6 protein-coding genes are annotated in these 12,156 nt (G+C 70.2%); 1 reads left to right on the top strand and 5 read right to left on the bottom strand.

Annotated features, from left to right (window positions below; translation table 11 throughout):
- Positions 1–50: 50 nt before the first annotated feature.
- The 4 genes from BKK79_RS06490 to BKK79_RS06475 all read right to left on the bottom strand — a co-directional run bounded on the left by BKK79_RS06490 (position 51) and on the right by BKK79_RS06475 (position 6,708).
- Complete coding sequence (locus tag BKK79_RS06490) at positions 51–1,478, bottom strand: mannose-1-phosphate guanylyltransferase/mannose-6-phosphate isomerase (protein WP_071037373.1); 1,428 nt, start codon at positions 1,476–1,478, stop codon at positions 51–53.
- Positions 1,479–1,825: 347 nt separating this feature from the next.
- Positions 1,826–3,163, bottom strand: coding sequence for a sigma-54-dependent transcriptional regulator (locus BKK79_RS06485; protein WP_071011484.1), 1,338 nt, complete (start codon positions 3,161–3,163; stop codon positions 1,826–1,828).
- A gap of 109 nt (positions 3,164–3,272) precedes the next feature.
- Complete coding sequence (locus BKK79_RS06480; protein ID WP_071037372.1) at positions 3,273–5,192, bottom strand: sensor histidine kinase; 1,920 nt, start codon at positions 5,190–5,192, stop codon at positions 3,273–3,275.
- A gap of 211 nt (positions 5,193–5,403) precedes the next feature.
- Positions 5,404–6,708, bottom strand: coding sequence for a dicarboxylate/amino acid:cation symporter (locus tag BKK79_RS06475; RefSeq protein WP_071011488.1), 1,305 nt, complete (start codon positions 6,706–6,708; stop codon positions 5,404–5,406).
- 747 nt (positions 6,709–7,455) lie between these two features.
- On the opposite strand from BKK79_RS06475, the gene BKK79_RS06470 reads away from it, so the two are divergent.
- Positions 7,456–8,544: an acyltransferase family protein gene (locus BKK79_RS06470; protein WP_071037371.1), complete on the top strand. Its 1,089-nt coding sequence runs from the start codon at positions 7,456–7,458 to the stop codon at positions 8,542–8,544.
- 55 nt (positions 8,545–8,599) lie between these two features.
- Here BKK79_RS06470 and BKK79_RS06465 read toward each other — a convergent pair whose 3' ends face one another.
- A complete protein-coding gene (locus BKK79_RS06465) occupies positions 8,600–11,995 on the bottom strand; it encodes a diguanylate cyclase (protein ID WP_083383984.1) in 3,396 nt (1,131 codons plus the stop codon).
- Positions 11,996–12,156 lie beyond the last annotated feature (161 nt).

Raw genomic sequence — 12,156 nt, 5'->3', positions numbered from 1 at the left:
CGCGCTGGCCGGACCGCCCGGGGCTGGCGGAAGCGGACCGGCGTGCCGGCTTACTCTGCCGCGCGGCCGTAGGTGTCCTCGAAGCGCACGATGTCGTCTTCGCCGAGATAGGCGCCGGACTGCACTTCGATCATCTCGAGGGGGATCTTGCCGGGGTTGGCCAGGCGGTGCACCGTGCCGAGCGGAATGTACGTTGACTGGTTTTCCGTCAGCATGCATTCCTTGTCGCCGATGGTCACCAGCGCGGTGCCCTTCACGATGATCCAGTGCTCGGCGCGGTGGTGGTGCATCTGCAGGCTGAGCTGCTGGCCGGGATTGACGACGATGCGCTTGACCTGGAAGCGCTCGCCCTGGTCGACGCCTTCGTACGAGCCCCAGGGGCGGACCACGCGCCGGTGCGTGAGCGATTCGCGCCGGCCCGACTTGTTCAGCCATTCGACGACCTTCTTCACGTCCTGCACCTTGTCGCGATGCGCGACCAGCACCGCGTCGCCGGTTTCCACGATCACCACGTTCTCGACGCCGAGCGCCGCGACCATGCGGTGTTCGGCGCGGATGTAGGCATTCGTCACCGCTTCGGCGTAGACGTCGCCGATCAGCGCGTTGCCGTGCGCGTCCTTGGCGGCGATGTCGGCGAGCGCGCTCCACGAGCCGATATCGTTCCAGCCCAGGTCGGCCGCCTCCACCACCGCCGCGCGGCCGGTCTTCTCCATCACGGCATAGTCGATCGAGATGTCGGGGCAGGCGTGGAAGGCTTGCGCATCGAGGCGGAGGAAATCGTGGTCCTGCTTCGCCTGCTCGAATGCGAGCGCCGCCTGGCGCGCGATCTCCGGCGCATGGCGGCGCAGTTCCTCCAGGTAGGCCGAGGCCTTCAGCAGGAACATGCCGCTGTTCCAGTAATAGCCGCCTGCGGCGAGGAAGCCCTGCGCGGTCGGCGCATCCGGCTTCTCGACGAAGGCGTCGACCGCGTAGGCCTTGGGCCGGCCGGCCAGCGGGCTGCCGCGCCGGATATAGCCGTAGCCCGTGTGCGGCTGCGTCGGCGCGATGCCGAAGGTGACGAGGTAGTCGTCGGCAGCCACTGGCAAGGCATGCTGCACGGCAGCCGCAAAGGCCGCGTCATGCGCGATCGCGTGATCGGACGGCAGCACGAGCAGCAGCGCATCGGGCGCTGCGCGCATGGCGAGCAGCGCCGCGACGGCGATGGCGGGCGCGGTATTGCGGCCGACCGGCTCAAGCACGATCGAGGCGGGTGTCACGCCGACCTGGCGCAGCTGCTCCGCGATCAGGAAGCGCTGCTCGTTGTTGGTGACCACGATGGGCGCGGCGGCGCCTGGCAGATGCTGCAGGCGCAGCGCCGTCTGCTGTGCCAGCGAGTCGTCGCCGGTGAGCCGCAGGTATTGCTTGGGATGGCCGCTGCGGGACATCGGCCATAGCCGCGTACCGCTGCCGCCACACAGGATGACGGGTTGTATGTGCATTGTTTTCCTCGGGACGCCCAGTGGATCCATCCGGCAAGCCGGTCGGCGCGGCCGGCGCGGCCAGCGGGTATCTCGGGACGGCTTCATGCATGGCGCCACCGCATCCTGGCCGGCATGCGGCGGGTCGCTGCGGCGGCTCCGGCGGCCCTGGCGACTGCCGGCGGAGTTCCGCAGCCGGTGTCGAACCGTTGGCAGATACCCGCTCGCGCGCCATCCTCGATGCCTTGCACGCGCTGGGGGAGATCATCTCACAACACGCCAGCGGCGAGTGGGCTGGCGCGCCTGGTCAGGCCGGGTGCCGGCGCCGATGGCGCGTTCGCCTCTTGGCCCCGCTCCCGGCCTCGCGCTTACCCCTGCTGCAGCCCGTACTTGCGGATCTTGTCGAACAGCGTGGTCTTGGCCACGCCGAGCGCCTCGCTGGCGCGGCTGAGGCTGCCGTCGTGGCGGCGCAGCGCGTCGGCGATCAGGGCACGCTCGAATTGCTCCACGGCCTGCGCCAGCGGCAGTGCCGCCGGCGGCGGCGCGTCCTGGCCGGGCTGGCAGCCCAGGCCGAGCACGTGGCGCTCGGCCAGGTTGCGCAGTTCGCGCACATTGCCGGGCCAGGGATAGGCCACCAGCGCGGCCTGTTCCGCCGGCGTGGCCGGCACGGCCTCGCGCTCGAAGCGCAGCGCGGCCTGGGCGACGAAGTGCTCGAACAGCAGCGGGATGTCTTCGCGCCGTTCGCGCAGCGGCGGCAGTTCCAGCGTGACCACGTTGAGCCGGTAGTAGAGGTCGGCGCGGAACTGGCCGGCATCGGCCAGCGCGCGCAGGTCGGCCTTGGTGGCGGCTACCACGCGGGTGTTGACCGAGACCGGCTGGTTCGAGCCCAGCCGCTCCACCACGCGTTCCTGCAGCACGCGCAGCAGCTTGATCTGCAGCGGCATCGGCATGCTCTCGATCTCGTCGAGGAAGAGCGTGCCGCCCTCGGCGTGCTCGATCTTGCCGATGCGGCGCCGCGCCGCGCCGGTGAAGGAGCCGGCCTCGTGGCCGAAGATCTCGCTCTCGAACAGTTGCTCGGGCAGGCCGCCGCAGTTGATGGCGACGAAATGCTTGCTGTGGCGCGCGCTGGCCTCGTGCAGGCAGCGCGCCACCAGCTCCTTGCCGGTGCCGGTCTCGCCGTGGATCAGCACGTTGGCGGCCGTGTCGGCCACGTCGGCGATCAGGCGGCGCAGCCGCTCGATGGCGGGCGAGACGCCGATCAGCCGGGCTTCCAGCTTCTCGCGGCCGGACAGGCGCGCGCGCAGTTCTGCCACCTCGCGCGTCAGCCGGCGCTGCTCCAGGGCGCGCCGCGCCACGTCGACCAGGTGCTCGGGCGAGAACGGCTTCTCGAGGAAATCGTAGGCGCCGCGCTTCATGGCCTGGACCGCCAGCGTGACGTCGCCGTGGCCGGTGATCATCACCACCGGCAGGGCGGGGTCGCGCGCCTTGAGCGCGTCCAGCAGGGACATGCCGTCGCTGCCCGGCAGGCGGATGTCGGACACGACGATGCCGGGGTAGCCGGCCTGGACCTCGCGCAGCGCGGCCTCGGCGCTGCCCACGCCGCGCGTGGCGATGCCTTCGAGCTTGAGCGCCTGCTCGCAGCCGAGGCGGACGTCGGGGTCGTCCTCGACGATCAGGACGGTAAGGGGAGAGGGATCGGCCGCCATGCTCGGGCTACTCGGGGTACTCAGGGTACTCGGGCTACTCGGGTTCAACTCGGACACTCGGATTCAACTGGGATCGACTGCAAACCGGAAACCGGGATTCTGCCTGGATTCAGGCGGAATTCGCTTCGGCCTCCGGCTCGGCCAACGGCAGCGTCAGCGTGAAGCAGGCCCCGCCGTCGGGGTGGTTGCTGGCGCGCAGGCTGCCGCCGTACTCGTTCAGGATGCCGGCCGACAGCGTCAGGCCGAGCCCAAGCCCCTGGCCGGCAGGCTTGGTGGTGAAGAAGGGCTCGAACAGCCGCGCGAAGGCGTCCTCGGACAGGCCCGGGCCGCTGTCGCGCACGGTCAGGTGAGCCTTGCCGCCGCTCACCGTGGCGCGCAGCTCGAGCCGGGGCGTGCCCTGGGCGCCGGGGCTTTCGCTGGCGTCGAGCGCGTTGCCGATCAGGTTGACCAGCACCTGTTCGAGCCGGTTCGGCTCGCAGACCACCGCCAGGCCGGGCTCGATGTCGCGCACGATGTCGGGCTGCAGCGCCTGCACGCGCGTATCGAGCAGGAACAGCGCGTTGTCCACGGCTTCGTCCAGCCGCGCGCCGCGCCTGCCGTTGCCGGGCTTGCGCGCGAAGGACTTGAGCGCGCCGGTGATGCGGCCCATGCGCTCGACCAGGCCGATGATGGTGCTCAGGTTGGTGCGCGCGGTCTCGTAGTCGCCGCGCTCGAGGAATTTCTGTGTGTTGCCGGACAGCGTGCGCAGCGCGGCCAGCGGCTGGTTGAGCTCGTGCGCGATGCCGGTCGACATCTGGCCCACGGTGGCCAGCTTGCCGGCCTGCAGCAGGCCGTCCTGGGTCTGGCGCAGCACCGCCTCGGTGCGGGTGCGCTCCGCCACCTCGGCCTGCAGCTGGGCATTGGCCTGCGACAGGTCGGCGGTGCGCTCGGCCACCTTGCGTTCCAGCTCGCTGTTGGCGGCCTCCAGCGCGGCACGCGCGGCCAGGCGCTCGCCGATGATGCGGCGGCGCACGTTCCAGGCCGCGCCGAGCAGCAGCACGAAGGCCGCCACCACGCCGCTGAGGGCGGCCGTGTTGAGCGCCGCCACGCGCGCCTGCATGGTGTTGGAGAGCAGTTCGAGGTGCCAGTCGGTGCCGGGCAGCGCCGCGCTCTGGGCCAGCATCGGCGGGCCGCCGCGCAGGCTGACCAGGGTGTCGCCGTTGCGCAGCTTGCGCACCGGCTGGAACGCCAGCGGCGCCAGCGGGGCGCGGTTGTACTGCAGGCTGTGGATCAGGCGCTGGCGCTGCTCGTCCGACATCGGCTTGAGCGCCAGCAGCCGCCACGAGGGCTCGGAGGCGAGGATGACCACGCCGTTCTCGTCGGCCAGCAGCATCTGCATGTCGGGGATGCCGGTGCCTTGCCAGTGCTGCTCGACCGCTTCCAGGCCGATCTTGACCACGGCCACGCCGATCGGGCTGTCGCGCGGGCCGATCGGCGCCGACAGGTAGTAGCCCGATTCGCTGCGCGTGGTGCCGACACCGTAGAAGCGGCCGAGCTGGCCCTCCATGGCGGCGTGGAAGTAGGGGCGGAAACTGAGGTCTTCGCCCAGGTAGCTGTCCGGGCGCTGCCAGTTGCTGGCGGCGAGCACATTGCCGTGCGCATCCAGCACATAGACCACGCGCGTGCCGGCGCGCGCATTGAGCGCGACCAGGTAGGCGTTGGCCGCCGCCACCCGTGCCGCGTCGCGCGGGTGGGCCAGCAGCGCCTCGATGCGCTCGTCGAGCGACAGCAGGCCGGGCACGTGGTCGTAGCGCGCCAGCTCGCTGGCCAGGGCCTGCGTGTACAGGCGCATCTGCACCTGGCCGCGCTCGGCCTGGCGCGTCAGCGCGGTGTCGTAGCTGAGGCGGTAGCCCAGCCAGCTGGCCACGCCGATCAGCGCCGCCAGCACCACCATCGCCAGCGCGGGCGCGAACAGGCGCGGGCGGCGGACGGGTTCCGTCGAGGCGCTGGCGCCTGCGGAGAGGCCGGAGGAGGAGGGCTGGCCGGTCATGGGCTGGCGGGGGAGGGTGGGTGGAATCGGGGCTGGATTCGGGATGGGTGGAATCGGCGCAGCGGCGCTGGCGGGTCGAGGCGCGCGAAGCGCAGGCTCCGGCACGGGCGTCGGCGACGCGGTGCCCCGTTTTACCACATCCCGCACCGCGGAATGAATAAGGGCCCGCCCGCCTGGTCGGCGGCCGGGCCCTGGCACGGCTGCGGGAAGCTTACTTGCCCGACAGGACCTGAACGGGTGTCAGGTCGGCGTCGGCCGAGGGTTCATCCTCTGCCGACAGCACCGGCGCGCCGATGGCGCCTTCGCTCTTGGCGACGACGCTGGTTGCAATCGCATTGCCCAGGACATTGGTCACGGTACGGCCCATGTCCAGCACGTGGTCGATGCCCAGTACCAGCAGGATGCCGGCCTCGGGCAGGCCGAACATCGGCAGCACGGCGGCCACCACCACCAGCGAGGCGCGCGGCACGCCGGCGATGCCCTTGCTGGTGACCAGCAGCACCAGCAGCATGGTGATCTGCTGGGTCAGCGACAGATGGATGCCGTACACCTGGGCCACGAACAGCGCGGCGAAGGAGGTGTACATGATCGAGCCGTCCAGGTTGAACGAGTAGCCCAGCGGCAGCACGAAGCCGGTGATGCGCTCCTTGACGCCGAAGCGGGTCAGCGCGTCGATGACCTTCGGGTAGGCCGACTCGCTGCTGGCGGTGGCGAAGCCGATCATCAGCGGCGCGCGCATCAGCTTGAGCAGGCGGAACACGTCGCGGCCCAGGAAGAAGTAGCCGCCGGTGATCAGCGCCACCCACAGCAGCGCCAGCGCCAGGTACAGGCTGCCCAGCAGCTTGGCGTACACGCCCAGCACGCCCAGGCCCTCGGCCGTGATGACGGCCGAGATGGCGCCGAACACGCCCACCGGGGCGAAGGCCATCACGTAGTTGGTGACCTTCAGCATCACCTGGCCCAGGCCTTCGATGGCGGCCAGCACCGGCTTGCCGGCGCCGTCCTTGACCGTGCCCAGCGCGAAGCCGAAGAACAGCGAGAACACCACGATCTGCAGGATCTCGTTGGTGGCCATCGCTTCCACGAAGCTCTTGGGGAACATGTGGGCGATGAAGTCGCGCAGGTTCAGCGACGCCGTCTTCACGCTGGAGGTGGCGTCCGCCGCCGGGATCGCCAGGTTCATGCCGTGGCCCGGGGTCAGCAGGTTGGCCATCACCAGGCCCAGCAGCAGCGAAGTGATCGAGGCGCCGATGAACCACGCCATCGCCTTCATGCCGATGCGGCCGACGGCGCGCCCGTCACCCATGCCGGCGATGCCCGCCACCAGCGTGGCGAACACCAGCGGCCCGATGATCATCTTGATCATGCGCAGGAACACGTCGGTCAGGATGGACAGGTGGTCCGCGATGGACTTGGCGGTGGCGGCGTCCGGCGCCATGTTGTGCGCGGCGGTGCCGGCCAGCACGCCTAGCAGCATTGCAATGAAAATCAGGGTGGGCAGTCGATTCAGTTTCATCGTGGATCGGAACGATGCGCCCGGCGCGGGGCGACGGGCGGCTGTATTGCAAGGGGGCCGGCTGGCTGGCGCGGGACCGGTGTCCGGTCTGGCGACGCGCTGGCTCGTTCGGCCAGGAGCGTCAGCGCTGCGGCAGCCGCCGTGCGTCGACGGGCGCACGGCGCGTGGGGCGCGATGCGGGATGGGTCACTTGTCCTCCTCTTTTCCTCTGTTGTTGGGTGCGGCCGGGGCCTGGGGGGGCCTCGGCGTCCGCCATGCTTGGTGGCGCCTTCTATCGCACGAGCCGTGCCAGCGCTGCATGCGCGCGCATGCATGCCTAAGATGTTGATTTTGCTGCGGAAAAAAATGTGATGCGGGCGCTTTGTTCGGTTTTCCGTGTGTTGGCGCCGGATGGCCGTTCGGATTACCGAATGCGTGGCCGGGCGATGGGTGGCGGTGGCGGCATGTGCGTCGCGGCGGCGCCGGGCGAGGTGCCGGATGCTGGACGGGGGGAGGAGCCGCATGGACCGGGATGGTCCGGGATGGTCCGGGATGGTCCGGGATGGTCCGGGATGGTCCGGGATGGTCCGGGATGGTCCGGGCCGGGCGGGGATGGGCGGAGACTAAGCCTGCCTCTCCGTCTTCTGGCGCATACCAATCGCCGTGGCCCGGCTCCTAGAATGAAGCCATCCGGCCGGTCGGATACGGACCCGACACGGGTCGGAGGGGCTGGCGCCCGGCCGCGGGGCGCAGGGATGGGGGCCGGACATGAGTTCGAAGCACGCCTTTGTCACGCTGGACGCGCTGCGCGGGATTGCCGCCCTGGGCGTGGCGGTGACGCACATGCCGCGGGTCTTCGATGGCGTGACGGTGCCGAATGCCCACCTCGCCGTCGATTTCTTCTTTCAGCTGAGCGGCTTCGTCATTGCCTTCGCCTACTTGAAGAAGATCGAGGAGGGGATGAGCCTCGGCACCTTCGTGCGGGCCCGCGTCAACCGCCTCTACCCCATCTTCCTGGTCGGCATCCTGCTGGGCGTCGCGGTGGCCGTGGCGGCCCTGGCCTTCGGCGGCGCCGGCATGTCCGTGTCGTGGTCGGGGCGCGCCTTCGGCTGTGCCGTGCTGCCGAACCTGCTGATGCTGCCGGCCTTCGGCTGCGGCGTGGACAACCTGATCTTCCCCTTCAACCCGCCGATGTGGTCGGTGTTCCACGAGTTCCTGGTCAACATCGCCTTCTTCCTGCTGATTCCGCTGTTGCGCTTCCGCCTGCTGGTGCTGTGCCTGCCGCCGTTCCTCTATCTTCTGCTGGCGCCCTTCGTGCTGGGCAGCGGCGGCTTCGACTTCGGCTTCGGCTGGGGCGACTTCCTGCCGGGCTTCCTGCGCACGGCCGCGTCTTTCCTGGTCGGCGTGAACATCTTCCTGGCCGCCGACCGCCGCATGTCCAGCTCCAACCTGGTCGGCGTGCTGCTGGCGGTGGTGACGGGGGCGGCGCTCTACGCTTCCCATACCGGCCTGATCTACGAGTCGGTGATGGTGGTGGTGGTGTTTCCGCTGGTGGTGTGGTTCGGCGCGCGCTACAACCCGTCGCATGCCGGCCTGGCCTGGCTGTTCGTCAAGCTGGGCAGCATCAGCTATGTGCTGTATGCCATCCACAAGCCGACCTACCAGCTGTTCTACGGCGCGCTGCTCAAGTTCGCGCCATCGCTGATCGGGCGCGCCGGCATGGCGCTGGGCGTGGCCATGCTGGCGGGCATCGTGCTCCTGTCCTGGTGGCTGGCGCGCTATTACGAGCCGGCGGCGCGCGCCCTGCTGGGCAAGGTGGGCGCCGCGCGGCGGGCCGCGCCGGCTTCCGCGGAGTGATGCCGGCGGGGTGACGCCGCGCAGTGATGCCCCGCAATGCCGCCCCGCCGGGACCTCAGCTGTCCTGCGAGGCGCGCGCGGTGCGGCTGTCGAGGAACAGGTCGAGCGGCATGGGCCGTCCGATCACATAGCCCTGCGCGAAGTCGACGCCGATGGTGCGCAGCACGTGCAGCGTCTGCTCGTCCTCCACCGATTCGGCTACCGTGCTGACGCCGAGGCGGTGGCCGATATCGTTGATGGAACTGACGATCTCGCGGTCCACCGCGTTGCTGGCCAGGTGGCGGATGAAGCTGCCGTCGATCTTCAGGCAGTCGACCGGGAACTGCTTCAGGTAGGCGAAGGAGGACAGGCCGGTACCGAAGTCGTCCAGCGCCACCGTGCAGCCGGCGCGCCGCATCTCGGACACCAGCCGGTTGGCCGCCGCCATGTTGTTGATCAGCGCGGTCTCGGTGATCTCCAGCTGGATGCGGCTGGCGGGCAGCACCGAGTCGTGCAGTTCGGCGTGCAGGAAGGGCAGCAGGAACGGCTCGCCCAGCGAGTTGGCCGACAGGTTGATGCCGACCGTCAGCCCGGGCACGGCGAGCAGGCGCGCGCCATAGCTGCGCAGCACGTGACGGATCACCCAGCGGTCGACGTGGCCCATCAGGTCGTAGCGCTCGGCCGCCGGGATGAAGGCGCCCGGCATCACCAGCTGGCCGCCTTCGTCGATCATGCGCACCAGGATCTCGATGTGGTGGGCGTCGGCGCAGGCCACCTGCAGCGGCCGGATCTCCTGCGCGAACAGGCGGAAACGGTTCGCCTCCAGCGCCGAGTGGATGCCGGCCGCCACCTGCAGTTCCTGGTGGTGGCGCTGGGCGTCGCTCTCGTCGCTGCGGTAGACCGAGACGCGGTTGCGGCCGGCCGCCTTGGCGGCATAGCAGGCCACGTCGGCGCGGCTCATCAGCTCGCCCACGGGCGGCGCCTCGGCGTCGATGGCGGTGATGCCGATGCTGGCGCCCAGGTCGTAGACCCGCCCCTCCCACGGGAAGCGCTGGCCGCGGATGGCGTCGATCACCTTCTGGCACACGGCCTCGGCATGTTCGACGGTGCAGTTGTGCAGCAGCAGCCCGAATTCGTCGCCGCCGAGCCGGGCCAGCACGTCGTCGGTGCGCACGTGGTGGCGGATCACGTGGCTGAGCTCGCGCAGCAGCACGTCGCCGGCGGCGTGGCCGGCGGTGTCGTTGACGATCTTGAAGCGGTCCAGGTCGATGAAGCACAGCGCATGGCGCTGCAGCTGCTGGCGCGCCGCGTCGCAGGCTTCGCGCAGGCGCTTCTCGAACCAGTTGCGGTTGGGCAGCCCGGTCAGCGCGTCGTGCGTGGCCGAGTGCGCCAGTTCGCGCTGCAGCGCGCGTGCCTGCGTGATGTCCTGGAACACCAGCACCGCGCCCAGCACCTCGCCGGCGGCGGTCAGCACCGGCGCGGCCGAGTCCTGCACGTCGTGGCGGTCGCCGTTCAGGCCCAGCAGCACGGCGCCGTCCTGCAGGTAGACCGGGCGCAGCGTCTGCAGGCAGGTGGCCACGGGATTGGGGATGACGTCGCCGCTGTTCTCGTCGACCACGCGGAAGATCTGCTCCAGCGGCTGCCCCATGGCGGCGGGCAGGGTCCAGCCGGTGAGCTGCTCGGCGATGGGGTTCATGAAGGTGACGCCCATCTGCGCGTCCGTGCAGATCACCGCGTCGCCGATCGAGCGCAGCGTGATGTGCAGGCGTTCCTTTTCCTCGAACAGCGCTTCGGTGAGATGGCGCTGCTCGGTGATGTCCCAGTTGGTGCCGACCATGGCGCTGGCGCGGCCGTCCTGCTGGCGCGACACCATGGCCATGGCGCGGATGTGGCGCACCTCGCCGCCGGGCAGGCGGATCCGGTATTCGGTGTCGAAGGGGCGCGTGCCCTTGATGGCATGGCGCATCTCGTCGCTGGCGCGCTGCAGGTCGTCCGGATGCAGCATGGCGATCCATTGCTCCAGCGCCAGCACGCCGCTGCCGTCGGCCTCGCGCGCGGGCAGGCCGTGCAGCGCGTGCATGCGCGCGTCCCAGGTGATGGTGGAGGTGACGAAGTCCCACTCCCAGATGCCCACCCCACCGGCCTCGACGGCGAGCTGGGTGCGGCGCGACAGGCGTTCGAGCGCCTCCTGCGCGGTCTTGCGCTCGTGGATGCTCTCCACCTGGGCGATGAAATGCAGCGGCTCGCCGCTGGCCTCGTCGTGCATCAGGGAGACCGCCAGCAGCGCCCACACATACTCGCCGTTCTTGCGCAGGTAGCGCTTTTCCATGCGGTAGGACTCGATCTCGCCGGTCAGCAGCTGCTCCAGCTGGCGCAGGTCGGAGGCGAGGTCGTCCGGGTGGGTGATGGTCTGGAAGGGCAGCTCGGCCATCTCGTCCGCGGAGTAGCCGAACAGCTCGCAGATGGCGCGGTTGACGGTATGCCAGCGGCCGTCCAGGCTCACCAGCGCCATGCCGATCGCCGAGTGCTCCATGGCCTGGCGGAAGCGCTGCTCGCTGCCGCGCAGTTCATTGCGGTCGTGGCGGTTCTGCTCCACCACGAAGGCGATGCAGATCGGGAAGATCACGATCAGCGCCGCCGAGATCTGCCCGGATTGCAGCAGCGCGGTCGGCGCGGCGTGCCAGCCGGCATGGGCGGAGTACAGGTCCAGCAGCACGGTGACGGTGACCGAGAGCAGCGCCAGCAGCGCCGTGACGAGCGGGTTGGAGCCGAGCGCCGTCAGCAGCAGCGGCATCGATAGCACGATGAAGTGCTCGTGGCCGAGCCAGACGGTGGCGCAGCTGGTGGCCAGGCACAGCAGGGACAGGCCTGCCAGGCGCCAGCGCCGGCGCGGCGCCAGCGTGGTCAGGATGCGCTCGCGGGTCAGCGTGGCCATCAGCGGCAGCAGCAGCACCGCGCCCAGCGCGTCGGATGTCCACCAGGTCCACCACGCCGAGGTGTAGAGGCCCTGGTAGACGGTGCTGATCACGGCTGCGCCGAGCGTGGCGCCCACCGCCGGCCCGATCGTGCTGCCCGTGCCCATCACGATGGCGAAGCCGGCCAGCGGGCCGGTGCTGGCCTGGCGCGTGCTGGCCAGCAGCTGGCGCGCCAGCCAGGCCGACAGGCCGATCTCGGCGGTGTTGGCGCCGGCCAGCAGCAGGGCGGCGCCGAAGCTGTCGCCCATCAGCCAGTTGGCGAGCAGGATGCCCGCCAGCACGGACGCCAGCAGGCCGCGTGTTTCGGCGCGGGGCCGGCGCAGCAGGAGCCCGAGCGCGAAGGCGCTGGCCAGCCAGATCGTGGCTGGCTCGCCGGGGTTCCGCGAGACCGCGATGCTGCCCGCGCCGAAGGCTAGCGTGCCGATGGCGGTCAACAGCATCGCCAGGCGTGGATGCTGGGCAGTGGAGGGCTGGCGGTAAGCCGGGTCGGGCTGCATTCGAGTCTTGCCTGGTCTGGTAGAGCGGGAGCTGGGAAACCTTCTGGCTTGCCGGCGGGCCGGGGTCGCGCCGCCGGCGCCCCGAGGCCGGCGGCGCGCGCAATTCCCCTGAGGCTAGCCGCAATACTGTTCAGATAGTATTTTTAAAGCCATAATCCTCA

Origin of the sequence: Cupriavidus sp. USMAA2-4 (assembly GCF_001854305.1) — a bacterium.
Lineage (GTDB): Bacteria > Pseudomonadota > Gammaproteobacteria > Burkholderiales > Burkholderiaceae > Cupriavidus > Cupriavidus malaysiensis.
Note: the sequence above shows the minus strand (reverse complement) of the source record. Positions and strands in the feature narration are given on the sequence as shown.